This is a genomic window from Bradyrhizobium vignae, from assembly GCF_004114425.1.
Taxonomy (GTDB): Bacteria; Pseudomonadota; Alphaproteobacteria; order Rhizobiales; family Xanthobacteraceae; genus Bradyrhizobium; species Bradyrhizobium vignae.
The window spans coordinates 16,486-32,869 of the sequence record NZ_RDQF01000051.1 but is presented as its reverse complement, the minus strand read 5'-3'; the positions used below and the strand labels follow the sequence as shown (position 1 = coordinate 32,869).

Sequence of the window (16,384 nt, the reverse complement as noted above, 5' to 3'; positions counted from 1 at the left end):
GCAAAACCCGATGATCGCGCATGGCGGAGTGCCGCAGCGCGACCCGCGCCCCCTCTCGAACGGAGCTGAACTTGGTTCGGTTCGAAAATGTCGGATTGCGTTACGGTCTGGGGCCGGAGATCCTGCGCGATCTCAATTTCCAGATCCCGGCGCATTCCTTCCAGTTTCTCACCGGACCTTCCGGTGCCGGCAAGACCTCCCTGCTGCGTCTGTTGTTCCTCTCGCATCGACCGACGCGGGGCCTCGTCAATCTGTTCGGCCACGACATCTCGCAGCTCGGCAAGGACGAGATCGCGGACCTGCGCAAGCGCATCGGCATTGTCCTCCAGGATTTCCGGCTGCTCGACCACATGACGACCTATGAGAACGTCGCGCTGCCGTTCCGCGTCATGGGCCGCAGCGAGTCGAGCTACCGCAAGGAGGTGATCGACCTGTTGCGCTGGGTCGGCCTCGGCGATCGCATGGACGCGCTGCCGCCGATCCTGTCGGGCGGCGAGAAGCAGCGCGCGGCGATCGCGCGCGCCGTGATCTCGCGGCCGCAGCTGCTGCTCGCGGACGAGCCGACCGGCAGCGTCGATCCGACGCTCGGCCGGCGCCTGCTGCGGCTCTTCATCGAGCTCAACAAATCAGGCACCGCCGTCATCATCGCCACTCACGACATCGGCCTGATGGATCAGTACGAGGCACGGCGGCTGGTGCTGCACCAGGGACGGCTGCACGTCTATGAGTAGGCTAGACGAGCGCGGCGTGCTGGTCGATCTCGGACAGGAGCGTCCGCAGCTTCCGGCCAAGGCGCGCAACATGTCGCCGATCGTGCCGCGCGCCTCGATCCATGGCAGAGCGCTGGTCGCCGTCGTCGCCATCATGACCTTCCTCGCCTCGATGACCACGGGGACGGTGCTACTGGTGAGTGCCTCCGCCGCGGAATGGCAGTCGGACGTGGCAAGCGAAATCACCATCCAGGTTCGTCCGCAGGCCGGCCGTGATATCGAGCGCGACACCGCCGCCGTGGCGGAGGCGATGCGCGCGCAAGCCGGCATCGTCGAGGTCAAGTCGTTCACCAAGGAGGAGAGCGGTAAGCTGCTCGAGCCCTGGCTCGGCACCGGCCTGTCGATGGACGATCTGCCGGTGCCGCGCATGATCATCGCGCGCGTGCAACCGGGCACGCCGCTCGATCTCGGCGCCTTGCGCGCGCGCGTGACGCAGGTCGCGCCGGGGGCCAGCGTCGACGATCATCGCGCCTGGATCGAGCGCATGCGCGTGATGACAAACGCCACCGTGCTGGCCGGCCTCGGCATCCTCGCGCTCGTCATCATCGCCACGATCATCTCGGTTTCGTTCGCGACCCGCGGCGCCATGGCGGCGAACCGTCCGATCGTCGAGGTCCTGCATTTCGTTGGCGCCGGCGACCGCTACATCGCCAATCACTTCCTGCGTCATTTCCTCAGGCTGGGTCTGGAAGGTGGCGTGATCGGCGGCGGCGCCGCCATGCTGGTGTTCGGCTTCTCAGAGTCCATCGCAGGCTGGTTTTCCGGTACCCCCGTCGGCGACCAGTTCGCCGCGCTGCTCGGCACCTTCTCGCTGCGGCCATCCGGCTACATCGTGCTTGCGGTCCAGGCCGTGCTGATCGGCGGCATCACCGCGGTGGCCTCGCGCCAGACCCTGTTCGCGACCTTGAATGATGTTGATTGAGTTCTTTTCTTTCCTTCTCCCCTCGCGGGAGAAGGTGGCATAGGAGGCCTTCGGCCTCCGTTCTCGAGAACGCCGCAGCGAAGCTTCGGCTATGGCGCTGGATGAGGGGTTCTGTCCAAGCGTACAAATGCTGAGGTGAATGCGCGGAGAGAACCCTCACCCGTCTCGCCGCTGTCGCGACGAGCCACCCTCTCCCACAAGGCCCTACAAGGGGAGAGGGTGAATCGACTTTTCGGCCTGACAGTTTCGTAGCATTGATAAGCCTTTCAAACCGGACTCCACTTCGCCTCAAAACGTCATAAAATTACTCAGGGAAGGGATCACCGACATCGCATGACCTCGCCGACCGACGATCGATCGCCGAAACTGCCGCGCGGCTGGCTGCGCGCGACAATCGTGTCGACGATCGCGCTCGCCTTCGTCGGCGCGGCGGCGGGCTTCATTGCGTTCCTGTCGCAATTGCGCGGCGCCGAGATGGTGCCGGACCGCAAGGCAGACGGCATCGTGGTGCTGACCGGCGGCTCCTCACGGGTATCGGACGCCGTGGAGCTGCTGGCTGCCGGCTACGGCAGGCGGCTCCTGATCTCCGGCGTGCATCCGACCTCGACGGCGAGCGACATCTCCCGGACCTTGCCGGAGAACCAATCCTTCATGACCTGCTGCGTCGATCTCGACCGCACCGCGCTCTCGACCCGCGGCAACGCGGCCGAGGCGCGGCGATGGGCGCATGAGCGCCGATTTACATCTTTGATCGTGGTCACCTCCAACTATCACATGCCGCGCGCGCTGGTGGAATTCTCGCACGCGATGCCACAGACGACGCTGATCCCCTTTGCGGTGGTCGGCGACAAATGGCGCGAGGAGCCGTGGTGGACCTCGGGTTCGACGCTGCGCCTGCTCCTGTCCGAATATGTCAAGTACATCGCGGCCGAGCTCAGGGTCCGGCTGGAGGATTTCGGGATTGACCTTTCGCCCGAGATGTCGGAGCAGCCTGCGGGTCAGCAACCGAGGCGGCCCGCCACCGCCCAGGCCAATTGACTGGCAAATTGATCGGACCGTCGATGTTTCTGATTTTCCTGCGCTCGCTCGTGTTCAACGTGCTGTTCTACGCCGTGCTTGTTTGCCTTGCGATCGTGGCACTGCCGACCTTCGCATTGCCGCCGCGCGCGATGCTGACGGTGGCGGAATGGTGGGCCAAGGCAACGCTGGTCTTGATGCGGGTGGTTTGCAACATCAAGGTGGAATTCCGCGGTGTCGAGAACATCCCGGAAGGTCCGCTCTTGATCGTGGCGAAGCATCAGTCCTTCTGGGAGACGTTCGTGCTGCCGGGTTTCTTCAACCGGCCGATCTTCATCCTCAAGCGCCAGCTCATGCAGATCCCGGTGTTCGGTCAATTCCTGGTCAAGACCGGGATGATCGCAATCGACCGCAATGCCGGCGTGAAGGCGCTTCTGGACATGACGCGGCGGGCGCGCGAGGCGGTACGCAGCGGCCGCCAGCTCGTGATCTTTCCGGAGGGCACGCGCCGTGCTCCCGGCGCGCCGCCCGACTACAAGACCGGCTTTGCACAGATCTATTCGTCCTGCGGCGTGCCGTGCCTGCCGATCGCGCTCAATTCCGGCCTGTTCTGGCCGCGTCGCACCTTCATGCGCTATCCGGGCACGCTCGTGGTGGAGTTTCTCGAACCGTTGCCGCCGGGTCTGCCGAAGGACGAATTTCTCTCCCGCGTGCAAACGGTCATCGAGGACGCGACCGGGCGTCTCGTCGAAGCGGGGCGGAAAGAGCAGGAGCAGTTGATCGGTAGCGCGCCAAGCTACGCGCCGACCAGCGGCTAGCGACTTTCGCTGTCTTCGTTCGGAGCCGGCGCGTGCGGCGAATGCGCATCACCATGCAGCATCAATGCAAGCTGATGCAGCTGCGCGTCGCGAAAGCCTTCGGCCTCGATCGCCTTCACCGTCGCGGTGACGTAGTCGCGGTTGGCGCCGGACTGGCCGTGGCCCTGGATGACATGGCGGTGCTGCTCGGCGAGCGACAGACGGCCGGCATATTGCACATGACCGCGGTCGACGACGTAGGCGAGCGCGGAGACGCGCTGCCGCGCATCGTTCTCCAACCATACCGAGCGCATCACCTCGCGATAGACCGACGTGACCTGCTCGCGCGCGCGCAAATAAGCGACGACATCGGCGCGGTTCTTCTCGGCGACGCGAAAGGCGATGCCGCGGCAGGCGCCGCCGCGGTCGAGCCCGAGCACCAGGCCCGGCTTCTCCGGCGTGCCGCGGTGCACGAAGGAATAGACGCAGAGCGCCCGATGCTCGCCGACCAGCCGCGCCGGGACGCGTTCCTCGAAGTCGAAGCCCGGCCGCCACATCAGCGAGCCGTAGCCGAACACCCAGAGGTCGCCCTTGGCGGTGGTGACGGAGGGGAGGGAGATTTCGGACATTTCGGGAACGGCTACCAGAACCATGTTCCGAAGCGAAGCGAATTCTCCGTCTTTCGTCGGGGGCCGGCCCCGCTTACATTTGCCTGAATCTGGGGCCAAAGGGTCGCCGCATGTCCGATATGACCGTTGCCACAGGCCGCCGCTCCCGTTGGGGCCTTTTCATCGCACCCGTTCTCCTGCTGATCCTCGCCGTCGCCTGGAGTTGCTTCTGGTTCTACGCCGCGTCGCAAGCCGAAATCGCCGCAGACGCCTGGCGGGCGCAGGAAGCCAAATCCGGCCGCATCTATGATTGCGCCAAGCGCTCGATCGCGGGTTTCCCATTCCGCTTCGAGGTCCAGTGCTCCGGCGCGAGCGTCGCCCTGGTCTCGCAAAATGCGAGCAAGACGCCGTTCACGGCGAAGCTCGACAACATCCTGGTCGTCGCCCAGGTCTACGACCCCAAGCGCGTCATAGCCGAATTCTCCGCGCCTGCGACGCTCATCGACGGGGTGACGCAAAACACCTTCGTGGTGAATTGGAGCAAGGGCCGCGCCAGCGTGGCCGGCCTGCCGGCCGTGCCGGACCGTGCTTCCATCGTGTTCGACGATCCCAGCCTCAACCGTCTCGATGGCAGCGTGCAGGTGCCGCTTGCGCGCGCCAAGCAGGTCGAGCTGCACGGCCGCCTCGCCGACGGATCGCCGTCGGATCATCCTGTGATCGAGACCGTGCTCCATGTCGCGCAAGGCAGCATCCAGGGCGTGCATCCGCTGCTTGCCGAGCCGTTCGAGGCGGACACCCGCGCCAAGATCACCGGCCTCTCCGACCTCACGCCAAAGCCCTGGCCGCAGCGCTTCCGCGAGATCCAGGCTGCCGGCGGTCACATCGAGATCGTCCAGTCGCGGATCCAGCAGGGCGAGATGATCGCGGTTGCGGCCGGCACGCTCGGCCTCTCGGCCAATGGTCGACTCGACGGCGAATTGCGGATGACGGTGGCCGGCCTCGAGCGCGTGATCCCGGCGCTCGGCATCGAGAAGATGCTGGAGGAAGGCGTGCCGCAGGCGACGCTCGACCGTGTCGCGCCCGGCGTGAAGTCGCAGGACCTCAACAATCTGTTCGGCGCGCTCGACCGCGCCGTTCCCGGCCTCGGCAAGGTCATCAAGCAGAACGCCAATGCCGGCGTTGCTGCCGGCATCAATTCGATCGGCACCGAGAGCACGCTTGAAGGCAAGAAGGCGCGGAGCTTCCCGCTGAAATTCGTCGACGGCGCCGTGCTGCTCGGCCCGGTCAAGGTCGGCCAGATCCCGCCGCTGTATTGACTGCGCGGTAGCGTAATCCGGGACAGCGCCGGCCGTATCGAAGAACCCCCGGATTGCGCTGCGCTCCATCCATCCGGGCTAAGCGCTCACGGCTTCTTCAGCGCCGCATGCGGCCGGCCGAAGTCCGGCGCCGCCGAATCCTGGCCGATCTCGACGATGCCGCGGCGGATGGCGCGGGTACGGGTGAAGTGATCGAACAGCGCCTCGCCGTCGCCGCGCCGGATCGCGCGGGTCAGCTTTGCGAGATCCTCGGTGAAGGTGCCGAGCATCTCCAGCACTGCTTCCTTGTTGGCGAGGAACACGTCGCGCCACATCGTCGGGTCGGACGCCGCGATGCGGGTGAAATCGCGAAAACCGCCGGCAGAGAATTTGATCACCTCGGATTCCGTCACCTGCGCCAGCTCGTCGGCGGTGCCGACGATGGTGTAGGCGATCAGATGCGGCAGATGGCTGGTGATCGCGAGCACGAGATCATGATGATCCGGCGTCATCACCTCGACCTTGGCGCCCATCGCGGCCCAGAAGGCGCGCAGGCGATCGGTCGCCGCCGCGTCGGTGCCATCAGGTGGCGTCAGGATGCACCAGCGGTTGATGAAGAGCTCGGCGAAGCCGGAATCCGGGCCCGAATGCTCGGTGCCCGCCACCGGATGCGCCGGCACGAAATGAACGCCCTGCGGCAGGTGCGGTGCCATGTCCCTGACCACCGCTCCCTTGACCGAGCCGACGTCGGAGATGATCGCTCCCGACTTCAGATGCGCGGCGATCTCCTGAGCGACAGGTCCGCAGGCGCCGACGGGAATGCAGAGGATGACGAGATCGGCATCCTTCACCGCCTCCGCATTGGTCGCAACGACCTGATCGACGATGCCGAGCTCGGCAACCCGCGCGCGCGTCTTTTCCGAGCGCGCGGTGGTGACGATCTCGCCGGCCAGGCCCTGAAGCTTCGCGGCGCGCGCGATCGAGCCGCCGATCAGGCCGAAGCCGATCAGCGCGACGCGCTGGAAGTGCGCCGTCGTGCTCATTTGCCGCCCATGAAGTCGCGCAAGCCCTCGACCACGAGGCGGTTGGCCTCCTCGGTGCCGATGGTCATGCGCAGCGCATGCGGCAGGCCGTAGTTCTTTAGCCCGCGCAGCACGAGGCCCCGCTTGGTCAGGAAGGCGTCGGCGTCATCAGCGGTCTTGCCCTTGTCGGTCGGGAAATGGATCAGCACGAAATTGGCGACGCTCGGCGTCACCTTCAGCCCGAGCTTGCCGATCTCCTCGGTCAGCCAGTTGCGCCAGGTCTCGGTGAACTGCTTCGACATCGCCTGGTGCGCGGTGTCCTCGATCGCGGCGACCGCGGCGTACATCGCCGGCGTCGACACGTTGAAGGGACCCCGGATGCGGTTGACCGCATCGATGATGTGCTCGGGCCCGAACATCCAGCCGATGCGCAGCGCGGCCAAGCCGTGGATCTTGGAGAAGGTGTGCGTCACCACGGTGTTCTCGGTGGTGGCGACCAGCTCGATGCCCATCTCGTAATCGTTGCGCGAGACATAGTCGCAATAGGCGGCGTCGAGCACCAAGAGCACGTGCGAGGGCAGGCCGGCGCGCAGCCGCTTGACCTCGTCGAACGGCAGATAGGTGCCGGTCGGGTTGTTGGGGTTGGCGAGCCAGACCAGCTTTGTGCGCGGCGTGACCGCCTTGAGAATGGCATCGACGTCGGCAGTGAAGTTCGTTTCGGGCGCAACGATATTCTTGGCCCCGTTCGCCATGGTCGCGATCGGGTAGACCAGGAAGCCGTGCGTGGTGGAGATCGCCTCGTCGCCCTGGCTGAGATAGGTGTGCGCGAGCAGATTGAGGATCTCGTCGGAGCCGGCCCCGCAGATGATGCGGTTGGGATCGAGCCCAAACGAGCGGCCGATCGCCTCGCGCAGCACGCGCGAGGTGCCTTCCGGATAGTCTTCGAGATGATCCGCCACGTGCTTGAAGGCCGCGATTGCCTTCGGCGAGGGCCCGAACGGCGTCTCGTTGGCCGAGAGCTTGAACACCTTGCGGCCCGGCTCAGGCACCGGGCTCTTGCCGGGCGTGTAGGGCGCAATATCGAGAATGCCGGGATTCGGCACGGGGCGGGACATCTTGGACTCCGGATAGGCTGGGCTGCTCGCGATTTACGATTTCGCCCCGGTCGGGGGCACCGTATAGCGCGTTGCGTGGCTGCCGACGAGGGCCGTGGAGCGCACCGAGGCCCCCGCCTCGATCAGGGCAGCCCTGATTTTGTCGATGCTGGTCGCGCTGGTGACCGAGACCAGCAGCGCCGCGCCGTCAAAGGCGGTATCGGGCACCGCCACGATCTCGGCGAGCGGCGACAGGGCGCGCGCGACCTCGGCGTTCCACCCGGAGACACGTACGCTGAAGGTCTCGACCTCCGTCACCAGGGCGCTGTCGGCGACGCGCGAGACTGCGAACACCGGCATTGCCGCCGGATGATCGGCACGCTCGACGAAAGGCAGCCGCGCGATGATCTTCGGTGCGCCTTCCGCTTCGAGCTCCAGCCACCATGGTGTGCGGCTGGAGGTGGCCGAGACCAGCGCCAGGTCGCCCTTGGATCTCGCGACCGCCTCGACCGCGGCTTGCGCGCTGAAATGCGCGACGTAAGGCACCGTGAAGCCAAAATGGAAGCGCGCGGAATCGCGCATCGCCGGCTCGCTCACCGAGACGTCGGCATGCACGGAGAATGGCGCCTGCACATAGGTGAACGTCGAGATGATGACGCGCCAGATGCTCTCGACGGTGTCGAGCGGCAGGATGCCGCGATGGCGCTGCACGAGGTGGCGCATCATGTCGGCCTCGCGCGCAGGCCGAAACGCCGAGCCGACCTCCTGGGTCTGCTTCACCTGGATCAGGCGGTCGATGATGTCGCCGCGCTGCATCAGCAGGCGATGCATGCCCTCGTCGATCGCGTCGATCTCCTTGCGCAGTTCCTGGAGCGATGGTGGCGCGGGCGGACGTTGGGTCATGTCTGACTTGATTGTTGAAGAGCTTGGGCTGTTGAAGGACGTTCCGGTGCGGATCGGCAAGACAATTGGTAAGGCCGTCACCGCTGCGATCAATGTCCTGATTAGGCAGTCGGGCCGACGAAAGCAAAGAGAAATGACGGCCCTTTCCGTTCACGGCGCAAGAGGCGAATTGGCTCGATCCGGGCCGCGACTTGACGAAAACGGCCCGAGACGGTAGCTTTTGCCTGTTCCGTGGTCATTTGAGCCGGCCGGCTTGCAGCCACGTTAAAAAATTCGCTAAACAGGCCGGGGACGCTTCCGATCCCGGCCGAACCTATCGTTCAGGCCGGGTTTTTCATGGCCTGATGTCAGCGGCGCGGTCTAGTAGCCAGTCGCAAACGAGGTCGATGTCCGAGATGGGTAGCGTCAAGTCGATACCGAGTCCTGCGATCAGCGCCGACGAACGGTCGCACGAGGTGGATCATCCAAGCTCGCAAGTCGCGCATTTCGGCACCGAGCAGCCGCTGCGGCTCGATTGCGGCGTCGACCTCTCCCCGTTCCAGATCGCCTACCAGACCTATGGCGAGCTCAACGCCGATCGCTCCAACGCCGTGCTGATCTGCCATGCGCTGACCGGCGACCAGCATGTCGCCAATGTGCATCCCGTCACCGGCAAGCCCGGCTGGTGGGAGACGCTGGTCGGCCCCGGCCGACCCATCGATCCCAAGCACTACTTCATCATCTGCTCCAACGTGATCGGCGGCTGCATGGGCTCGACCGGGCCGGCGTCGATCAATCCCGCGACCGGCAAGGTCTGGGGCCTGGATTTCCCTGTCATCACCATCCCCGACATGGTGCGGGCGCAGGCGATGCTGATCGACCGGCTCGGCATCGACACGCTGTTTGCCGTCGTCGGCGGCTCGATGGGCGGCATGCAGGTGCTGCAATGGACCGCGGCATATCCTGCTCGCGTGTTCTCCGCGTTGGCGATTGCCTGCGCGACGCGGCACTCTGCGCAGAACATCGCCTTCCACGAACTCGGCCGCCAGGCCGTGATGGCCGACCCCGACTGGCACGGTGGCGGCTATGCCGACCGCGGCATCCATCCGCATCGCGGGCTCGCGGTGGCGCGGATGGCGGCGCACATCACCTATCTTTCGGATGCGGCGCTGCACCGCAAGTTCGGCCGGCGCATGCAGGACCGCGAGCTGCCGACCTTCTCGTTCGACGCCGACTTCCAGGTCGAAAGCTATCTGCGCTACCAGGGCTCGTCCTTCGTCGAGCGCTTCGATGCCAACTCCTATCTCTATTTGACGCGCGCGATGGACTATTTCGACATCGCCGCCGATCACGGCGGCGTGCTGGCCAAGGCCTTCGCCGACATCAAGACCCGCTTCTGCGTGGTCTCCTTCACCAGCGACTGGCTGTTCCCGACCTCGGAATCGCGCGCGCTGGTGCATGCGTTGAACGCTTCGAGCGCGCGGGTGTCGTTCGCCGAGATCGAGACCGATCGCGGCCATGATGCCTTCCTGCTCGACGTGCCCGAATTTTTCGACATCTCCCGCGCCTTCCTGCAATCGGCAGGCAAGGCCCGCGGGGTCAGCCTCAAGGACCGCTAGCAATGTCCGTCCAGCAAGTGCTGCCTCTGAACCGCGTTGCGACCGCGCCGTCCGGCCAGTTTCGTGCCGACCACCTGCTGGTCGCCGAGATGGTCAAGCCGGGCTCCAAAGTGCTCGACGTCGGCTGCGGCGACGGTGATCTGCTCCAGCTGCTGGAAACCCGCGGCATCGACGGCCGCGGCATCGAGCTGTCGCGTGAGGGCGTCAATCGCTGCGTCGCCAAGGGGCTTGCGGTGGTGCAGGGCGATGCCGACACCGACCTCGTCAACTATCCCGACGACGCTTTCGACTATGTGATTCTGTCGCAGACGCTGCAAGCGACGCGGCAGCCGAAGGTCGTGCTGGAGAACCTGTTGCGCATCGGCCGCCGCGCCATCGTGTCGTTCCCGAATTTCGGCTTCTGGAAGATGCGGCTCCAGCTCCTGATCGGCGGCCACATGCCGCGCACGGAGAATCTGCCGGCGACCTGGTACGACACCGCCAACATCCATTTCTGCACAATCAAGGATTTCGTGCAGCTCTGCGACGAGATCAACGTCAAGATGGAGCGCTCGATCGCGCTCGATCTCCACGGCCGCCCCGTGCCGCTGAACCTGCCCTGGTGGGTGTGGAACATGTTCGGCGAGCAAGGCGTGTTTCTGCTGAGCCGGGGTGGAGGGAAGTAGCTGTCCATCCGCGCTCCATGAGTTGAGGAGTCGAGATCTATCCTCCGTCATTGCGACGCGTGTGGTGAGCCACTGCCTCAATGCGCGGCCAGCGACCTCGGGTCCCGCACCGGCCAGCGGCCCGCCTCAACCAGCGTGACGAACCGCTCGACGCTCTTGTTGAACAACGCCGGCTCCTCGAGATTGAGCACGTGGCCGGATTTCGGAAACATCGCGAGGCCCGCTGCGGGCAGGTGCTTCTTCAGGAACAGGCTCGGCCCGATGCAGGGATCGTCCTCGTCGCCGCAGATGATCAGCGCGGGCGTCGACACCTTCGCGATCGCATCCGTCATCGTGTAGATCGAGGGGCGGCCGCCCTGGAAGCCCCGCATGGTGCGCGCCGATCCCTTGGCATCGTGCCGCGCCAGGGCGGCATAGAAATCCGCGTGGCCGCGCGGGTCCTTCACCAGGAACGGAATCCGGCTCGGCGCCTCGCGCGTGACTTTCGCGACCTCGGCGGAGCCCAGCGTCTCGAACTGCTCGGCATTGGCGCGGCACTGCTTGCGCCAGGCTTCCAGGTTCTCGAGCTCCGAGCCGGAGCCGACCCCGGCCAGCGTCATCGACAGCGCGCGTTGCGGCGTGTTCAATCCGATCTGCAGCGATGAGTAGGCACCCATCGACAGCCCGACCAGATGTGCGCGTTCGATGCCGAGGTGATCGAGCACCGCAAGCGCATCGGTGTAGAAATGCGTGTAGGTGTAGACCTCGCCGTCGGGCACGTCCGACGGCGTGTAGCCGCGCGCCGAATAGGTGATGCAGCGGTGGCCGCGCGAGAAGTAGCGCATCTGCGGCTCCCAATTGGTGTAGTCGGCCGCGAACTCGTGCAGAAAAAGTATCGGCGTTCCCTGACCCGCCTCTTCGAAATAGATGCGAACGTCGTCCCTGGTCGTGGCGTGGGGCATTAACTGTTTCCCTCTCTTCAAGCCGCGTTTGCAGGATCGCAGTTAACGCAGTTGTCCGCAATGCGGCAGCATCAGGCCAGTCCCGATACACAATCATCGCAGCCATTCGCCCGGGCGTGGCGTCTTTTTCTCGCCACATCCGGAAGCTTTACGGCCCGCCGGATGTCGGCCACCGCACGGGCCGACGGGAAGTGGGGTGTAACGAAGGATGACGTATGGTCGAGTTGTTTGCGTTCCGCCTGTCGCGGTGTGTTGTCGCGCTGGCGTTTTTCTTCGCGGCGGTTGCCGCGTTCGTTTCTCCGGCCTCGGCCCGGCCACATCATCGTCATAGCGCAGAGCGGCACGCTTACGTGCACCACGCCAGGCATCATCACCACCGCCATCATGCACGCGGCTCGCGCTTCGAGCGCAGCGCCGCGCAGTTGCAGGCGGGCGGCTTCGCCGACACGCAGGCCAGCTACAATCCGAATGCCAACGGCGGCGGCACGGGCAATGACAGCATGGCTGCGAGCGGCGGCTTGGCCGGCGGATCGGGCCTCGTGTCCGAGGCGCGCCGCTATCTCGGCGGCAATCCGACCGGGCGCGGCAGTCTCTGGTGCGCGCGCTTCATGAACATGGTGCTGGAGCATACCGGACATAAGGGCACCGGCTCCGATATGGCGAGCTCGTTCGCTCGTTACGGCACGCGCGTCTCAGGCCCGCAGGTCGGCGCCATCGCGGTGATGTCGCGCGGCCGCCGCGGCGGCCATGTCGGCATCATCACCGGCATCGACGCGCAGGGCAATCCGATCATGATCTCCGGCAACAACGGCAACCGCGTCCGCGAAGCGCCGGTCTCGCGCGGCCGGATTTACGCGTATGTGATGCCGAATTGAGGCTCGTCACCCTCATTGCGAGCGAAGCGAAGCAATCCAGAATCCCTCCGCGGAAATACTCTGGATTTGCTTCGTGCTTCGCTCCTCGCAATGACGGAGTGCGTGAAGACAGCGTTGGCTCACAGCAGCTTCGGCTCTTCCACCTGGACGGCGTCACCGACGCCGACGTCACCGTCTGCGATCACCTCGGCGTAGATGCCGCAGTCCATGTGGCCGAGATGGCGCGAGAGCGTGGGCGGAATTTCGAGATCGCGCTTGGCGGTCTCAGGATCGACATTGGTGGCCGGGCAGCGGACGATGCGCTTGATCACCTTCAGCCGGGCCTGCCCGATCGCAAGCGTCTGGCCGACGAGATCGAGCTCTGACCAGGCCGGCCAGCCCTTGACGTAGAGATTGGCGCGGAAGCGCAGGGGATGCACGGCGGCGCCGCCGAGCATGGTCTCGATCGCGCGAACGCTGCCGAGATTGATGATGGAGACGACCTTGCGGGCGACGTCAGAGAAGCTGTGGTCGCGGCCGGACAGAACCTTGGGCGGGCCCTTCAACTCGGGCTGGAAGTTCTCAGTAAAATAAGCCTCGATGGCGGCGCGTCCGGTGGTGGTCTCGAGATCGCCGCTGGCGACGATTTGGCCGTCCTTGCGGATGGTCAACACATTGGTGGCGTCGTCGAACCGGCTGTCGAGCTCGGCCAGCCGCTCATTGCGCGCCAGCATCAGGAACTGGATTTTCGGCTTCCATTCGGGAGCGTCAGGGTCGAACCCGCTCGGGCCGTTTTCGATGGCGTAGCGGCGGTCGGCCGGCAGGGTCTGGCCGACCCGCAGCGGGGCGCGCGACAGGCGTTCCGGGGTCAGGCCCTTGATCGGGTAGCGATAGAGGCCGGTGATCTCGGCAGTATGGCTGGCTGTCATGCTGCTACTTAAGGGATTCGGCCCGCCACCGCCAAGCCCGCCCACGTGCGCACGAAATTGTGAAGCCGCCTCTTTCGCATCCGCAAGCCGCTTCCCACATCTGCGTCAGGCCGGCGGCAACGCCGGCAAGAGACGGCCGTTTGCTGCTTGAGAAACCTCAATGCGGTAAGCGGAAACCCAATGAAGATGCCGTATTGGGGTGCCTGAGAGGGCCCCAAGGGCAGGCCGAGGGACAGAAAAGATGAATATCGAGAAGTATACCGAACGCTCCAGGGGCTTCATCCAGTCGGCGCAGTCGCTGGCGATGCGCGAGGGGCATCAGCAGTTTTCCACCCTGCACGTCCTGAAAGTCCTCCTGGACGACAATGAGGGCCTCGCGGCCGGTCTGATCGACCGCGCTGGGGGTAATTCCCGTGCCATTCTGAAGGCGACCGAGGACGCCCTTAAGAAGGTGCCGAAGGTTTCCGGCGCCGGCGCCGGGCAGATCTATCTGGCGCCCGAGCTCGCCCGCACCTTCGATGCCGCCGAAAAGGCCGGCGAGAAGGCCGGCGACAGCTTCGTCACCGTCGAGCGGCTGCTGCTCGGGCTGACGCTGGAGAAGACCAGCGAGGCCGGCACCATCCTCGCCAAGGGCGGCGTCACCCCGCAAAACCTCAATGCCGCGATCGAGGCGCTGCGCAAGGGCCGGACTGCGGATTCCGCGACCGCCGAGAACGCCTATGATGCCCTGAAGAAATATGCCCGCGACCTGACCCAGGCCGCGCGCGACGGCAAGCTCGATCCGGTCATCGGCCGCGACGAGGAGATCCGCCGCACCATCCAGGTGCTGTCGCGAAGGACCAAGAACAATCCCGTCCTGATCGGCGAGCCCGGCGTCGGCAAGACTGCCATCGCAGAAGGCCTCGCGCTGCGCATCGTCAATGGCGACGTGCCGGAGAGCCTGAAGGACAAGAAGCTGCTGGCGCTCGACCTCGGTGCGCTGATCGCCGGTGCAAAATACCGCGGCGAGTTCGAGGAGCGGCTGAAGGCGGTGCTCCAGGAGGTGACCGGGAGCGAGGGCACCTTCATTCTCTTCATTGACGAGATGCACACGCTGATCGGTGCCGGCAAGGGCGATGGCGCGATGGACGCCTCCAACCTGCTCAAGCCGGCGCTTGCCCGCGGCGAGCTGCACTGCATCGGCGCGACCACGCTCGACGAATACCAGAAGCACGTCGAGAAGGACGCGGCGCTGGCGCGGCGTTTCCAGCCGATCTTCGTCAGCGAGCCCTCGGTCGAGGACACCATCTCGATCCTGCGCGGCCTCAAGGACAAGTATGAGCAGCACCATGGCGTGCGGATCGCAGATTCCGCGCTGGTGGCGTCCGCGACGCTGTCCAACCGCTACATCACCGACCGCTTCCTCCCCGACAAGGCGATCGACCTGATGGACGAGGCCGCGGCGCGGCTGAAGATGCAGGTCGATTCCAAGCCGGAAGAGCTGGATTCGCTGGATCGTGAGATCATCCGGCTCAAGATCGAGCAAGAGGCGCTGAAGAAGGAAAGCGATCCCGGTTCCAAGACCCGGCTCGAAGCGCTCGAGAAGGAGCTGGCCGAGCTGGAAGAAAAGTCGGCGGCGCTGACGGCGCGCTGGAGCGCGGAAAAGGACAAGCTCTCCAACGCCCAGAAGCTGAAGGCCGAGCTCGACGGCCTGCGTGTCGAGCTTGCCAACGCTCAGCGGCGCGGCGAATTCCAGAAGGCCGGCGAGCTGGCTTATGGGCGGATCCCGGAGCTCGAGAAGAAGCTGTCGGAAATCGAGGCCAAGGAGAACGCCGGCGAGATGATGGAGGAGGCGGTCACCGCCAACCACATCGCGCAGGTGGTCTCGCGCTGGACCGGCGTGCCCGTCGACAAGATGCTGGAAGGCGAGAAGGAGAAGCTCCTGAAGATGGAGGAGCAGCTCGGCAAGCGGGTCGTCGGCCAGGCCGAGGCCGTGCGTGCGGTCGCAACCGCCGTGCGCCGCTCGCGCGCAGGCCTGCAGGACCCGAACCGCCCCACCGGCTCGTTCATGTTCTTGGGGCCGACCGGCGTCGGCAAGACCGAGCTGACCAAGGCTCTCGCGGAGTATCTGTTCAACGACGAGACCGCGATGGTCCGGCTCGACATGTCCGAATACATGGAGAAGCACTCGGTCTCGCGGCTGATCGGCGCGCCTCCGGGTTATGTCGGCTATGACGAGGGCGGTGCGCTCACCGAGGCGGTGCGGCGCCGGCCTTACCAGGTGGTGCTGTTCGATGAGATCGAGAAGGCGCACCCTGACGTCTTCAACGTCCTGCTGCAGGTGCTCGACGATGGCCGTCTGACCGACGGCCAGGGCCGCACCGTCGACTTCCGCAACACGCTGATCATCATGACCTCGAATCTCGGTTCGGAATTCCTGGTGAACCAGCCGGAGGGCGAGGATACCTCGGCGGTGCGCGAGCAGGTGATGGGAATGGTGCGGGCGCATTTCCGCCCCGAATTCCTCAACCGCGTCGACGAGATCATCCTGTTCCACCGCTTGCAGAAGAGCGAGATGGGCCGGATCGTCGAGATCCAGTTCGCGCGGCTGCAGAAGCTCTTGACCGATCGCAAGATCGTGCTGACGCTCGATGCCCCTGGCCGCGACTGGCTCGCCGCCAAGGGCTGGGACCCCGCTTACGGCGCACGGCCCTTGAAGCGGGTGATCCAGCGCTACCTCCAGGACCCGCTCGCCGAGATGATCCTCGCCGGCGACGTCAGGGATGGCGACACGGTCGCGATCTCCTCCGAAGGCAACGTGCTGACCTTCAACGGCAAGGCACCGCAGACCGCGGAGATCACGCAGTTCGAGGCGCCGGTGCCGAAGCGGAAGTTGAACTGAGCACGCCTAACGTGGCAGCGAACCTGTCCAAACCTCCCCGCTATGCGGGGAGGTTTTTTCATATCATGAGGCGAGCGTTGTGCTTCAG

The 16,384-nt window shown here is 65.3% G+C and carries 16 protein-coding genes and 1 riboswitch; of the genes, 10 read left to right on the top strand and 6 right to left on the bottom strand.

Translation table 11 applies throughout. The features are described 5' to 3' along the window. Positions 1-71: 71 nt before the first annotated feature. The 4 genes from ftsE (at position 72) to EAV90_RS30565 (ending at position 3,527) form a co-directional block, all read left to right on the top strand. Entirely contained in the window at positions 72-731 is a 660-nt protein-coding gene (gene ftsE / locus EAV90_RS30580) for a cell division ATP-binding protein FtsE (RefSeq protein ID WP_122406363.1), read from the top strand. Beyond that, positions 724-1,692, top strand: a complete 969-nt coding sequence (locus tag EAV90_RS30575; RefSeq protein ID WP_122400785.1) for a cell division protein FtsX — start codon at positions 724-726, stop codon at positions 1,690-1,692. Before ftsE ends, EAV90_RS30575 begins: the two co-directional genes overlap by 8 nt. 333 nt (positions 1,693-2,025) lie before the next feature. Beyond that, positions 2,026-2,730 (top strand): YdcF family protein, encoded by a 705-nt coding sequence (locus tag EAV90_RS30570; protein WP_129145575.1) that lies wholly within the window; start codon positions 2,026-2,028, stop codon positions 2,728-2,730. A gap of 23 nt (positions 2,731-2,753) precedes the next feature. After that, complete coding sequence (locus EAV90_RS30565; RefSeq protein WP_122406364.1) at positions 2,754-3,527, top strand: lysophospholipid acyltransferase family protein; 774 nt, start codon at positions 2,754-2,756, stop codon at positions 3,525-3,527. On the opposite strand, the gene EAV90_RS30560 is transcribed toward EAV90_RS30565, so the two are convergent. Further along, positions 3,524-4,135, bottom strand: coding sequence for a gamma-glutamylcyclotransferase (locus EAV90_RS30560; RefSeq protein ID WP_122406365.1), 612 nt, complete (start codon positions 4,133-4,135; stop codon positions 3,524-3,526). The two genes, EAV90_RS30565 and EAV90_RS30560, sit on opposite strands and share 4 nt — an antisense overlap. 110 nt (positions 4,136-4,245) lie before the next feature. On the opposite strand from EAV90_RS30560, the gene EAV90_RS30555 reads away from it, so the two are divergent. Continuing rightward, complete coding sequence (locus EAV90_RS30555) at positions 4,246-5,430, top strand: DUF2125 domain-containing protein (RefSeq protein WP_122400787.1); 1,185 nt, start codon at positions 4,246-4,248, stop codon at positions 5,428-5,430. A gap of 86 nt (positions 5,431-5,516) precedes the next feature. Here the strand turns inward: EAV90_RS30555 and EAV90_RS30550 are convergent, their stop codons facing one another. The 3 genes from EAV90_RS30550 to EAV90_RS30540 are packed head-to-tail and all read right to left on the bottom strand — an operon-like array spanning position 5,517 to position 8,428. Beyond that, positions 5,517-6,452 carry a prephenate/arogenate dehydrogenase family protein gene (locus tag EAV90_RS30550; protein WP_122400788.1) on the bottom strand — a complete coding sequence of 312 codons (936 nt, stop codon included), beginning with the start codon at positions 6,450-6,452 and terminating at the stop codon, positions 5,517-5,519. Further along, entirely contained in the window at positions 6,449-7,546 is a 1,098-nt protein-coding gene (hisC, locus tag EAV90_RS30545; protein ID WP_122400789.1) for a histidinol-phosphate transaminase, read from the bottom strand. The genes EAV90_RS30550 and hisC overlap by 4 nt, the downstream gene beginning before the upstream one ends. Before the next feature lie 33 nt (positions 7,547-7,579). After that, positions 7,580-8,428 carry a chorismate mutase gene (locus EAV90_RS30540; protein ID WP_122400790.1) on the bottom strand — a complete coding sequence of 283 codons (849 nt, stop codon included), beginning with the start codon at positions 8,426-8,428 and terminating at the stop codon, positions 7,580-7,582. Between EAV90_RS30540 and EAV90_RS30535 the strand changes: the two genes are divergently transcribed. From EAV90_RS30535 to metW, 3 genes are all read left to right on the top strand, one after another. After that, positions 8,427-8,645 (top strand): hypothetical protein, encoded by a 219-nt coding sequence (locus tag EAV90_RS30535; RefSeq protein WP_122400791.1) that lies wholly within the window; start codon positions 8,427-8,429, stop codon positions 8,643-8,645. The genes EAV90_RS30540 and EAV90_RS30535 overlap by 2 nt on opposite strands. Before the next feature lie 4 nt (positions 8,646-8,649). Further along, positions 8,650-8,729: riboswitch (SAM riboswitch) on the top strand. Between the two features lie 94 nt (positions 8,730-8,823). Then, positions 8,824-10,026 (top strand): homoserine O-acetyltransferase MetX, encoded by a 1,203-nt coding sequence (gene metX / locus EAV90_RS30530; RefSeq protein ID WP_122406366.1) that lies wholly within the window; start codon positions 8,824-8,826, stop codon positions 10,024-10,026. A gap of 2 nt (positions 10,027-10,028) precedes the next feature. After that, on the top strand, positions 10,029-10,691 hold the full coding sequence (gene metW, locus EAV90_RS30525) for a methionine biosynthesis protein MetW (RefSeq protein WP_122400792.1): 663 nt from the start codon (positions 10,029-10,031) through the stop codon (positions 10,689-10,691). A 77-nt stretch (positions 10,692-10,768) separates the two neighbouring features. On the opposite strand, the gene EAV90_RS30520 is transcribed toward metW, so the two are convergent. Continuing rightward, positions 10,769-11,632, bottom strand: coding sequence for an alpha/beta fold hydrolase (locus tag EAV90_RS30520; protein WP_122400793.1), 864 nt, complete (start codon positions 11,630-11,632; stop codon positions 10,769-10,771). Between the two features lie 215 nt (positions 11,633-11,847). Here EAV90_RS30520 and EAV90_RS30515 point away from each other — a divergent pair, with 215 nt between their 5' ends. Beyond that, a complete protein-coding gene (locus EAV90_RS30515) occupies positions 11,848-12,507 on the top strand; it encodes a TIGR02594 family protein (RefSeq protein ID WP_122400794.1) in 660 nt (219 codons plus the stop codon). 119 nt (positions 12,508-12,626) lie between these two features. Here EAV90_RS30515 and EAV90_RS30510 read toward each other — a convergent pair whose 3' ends face one another. Next, positions 12,627-13,415, bottom strand: a complete 789-nt coding sequence (locus EAV90_RS30510) for an MOSC domain-containing protein (RefSeq protein WP_122400795.1) — start codon at positions 13,413-13,415, stop codon at positions 12,627-12,629. 241 nt (positions 13,416-13,656) lie between these two features. Here EAV90_RS30510 and clpB point away from each other — a divergent pair, with 241 nt between their 5' ends. Continuing rightward, positions 13,657-16,296 (top strand): ATP-dependent chaperone ClpB, encoded by a 2,640-nt coding sequence (gene clpB, locus EAV90_RS30505; protein ID WP_122400796.1) that lies wholly within the window; start codon positions 13,657-13,659, stop codon positions 16,294-16,296. Positions 16,297-16,384: the final 88 nt, after the last annotated feature.

Bases quoted from the DNA above. Each gene is read 5' to 3' on its own strand.
- EAV90_RS30575 (WP_122400785.1), top strand. From the start codon at position 724: ATGAGTAGGCTAGACGAGCGCGGCGTGCTGGTCGATCTCGGACAGGAG.
- EAV90_RS30570 (WP_129145575.1), top strand. From the start codon at position 2,026: ATGACCTCGCCGACCGACGATCGATCGCCGAAACTGCCGCGCGGCTGG.
- EAV90_RS30565 (WP_122406364.1), top strand. From the start codon at position 2,754: ATGTTTCTGATTTTCCTGCGCTCGCTCGTGTTCAACGTGCTGTTCTAC.
- EAV90_RS30560 (WP_122406365.1), bottom strand. From the start codon at position 4,135: ATGTCCGAAATCTCCCTCCCCTCCGTCACCACCGCCAAGGGCGACCTC.
- EAV90_RS30555 (WP_122400787.1), top strand. From the start codon at position 4,246: ATGTCCGATATGACCGTTGCCACAGGCCGCCGCTCCCGTTGGGGCCTT.
- EAV90_RS30550 (WP_122400788.1), bottom strand. From the start codon at position 6,452: ATGAGCACGACGGCGCACTTCCAGCGCGTCGCGCTGATCGGCTTCGGC.
- hisC (WP_122400789.1), bottom strand. From the start codon at position 7,546: ATGTCCCGCCCCGTGCCGAATCCCGGCATTCTCGATATTGCGCCCTAC.
- EAV90_RS30535 (WP_122400791.1), top strand. From the start codon at position 8,427: ATGTCTGACTTGATTGTTGAAGAGCTTGGGCTGTTGAAGGACGTTCCG.
- EAV90_RS30540 (WP_122400790.1), bottom strand. From the start codon at position 8,428: ATGACCCAACGTCCGCCCGCGCCACCATCGCTCCAGGAACTGCGCAAG.
- metX (WP_122406366.1), top strand. From the start codon at position 8,824: ATGGGTAGCGTCAAGTCGATACCGAGTCCTGCGATCAGCGCCGACGAA.
- metW (WP_122400792.1), top strand. From the start codon at position 10,029: ATGTCCGTCCAGCAAGTGCTGCCTCTGAACCGCGTTGCGACCGCGCCG.
- EAV90_RS30520 (WP_122400793.1), bottom strand. From the start codon at position 11,632: ATGCCCCACGCCACGACCAGGGACGACGTTCGCATCTATTTCGAAGAG.
- EAV90_RS30515 (WP_122400794.1), top strand. From the start codon at position 11,848: ATGGTCGAGTTGTTTGCGTTCCGCCTGTCGCGGTGTGTTGTCGCGCTG.
- EAV90_RS30510 (WP_122400795.1), bottom strand. From the start codon at position 13,415: ATGACAGCCAGCCATACTGCCGAGATCACCGGCCTCTATCGCTACCCG.
- clpB (WP_122400796.1), top strand. From the start codon at position 13,657: ATGAATATCGAGAAGTATACCGAACGCTCCAGGGGCTTCATCCAGTCG.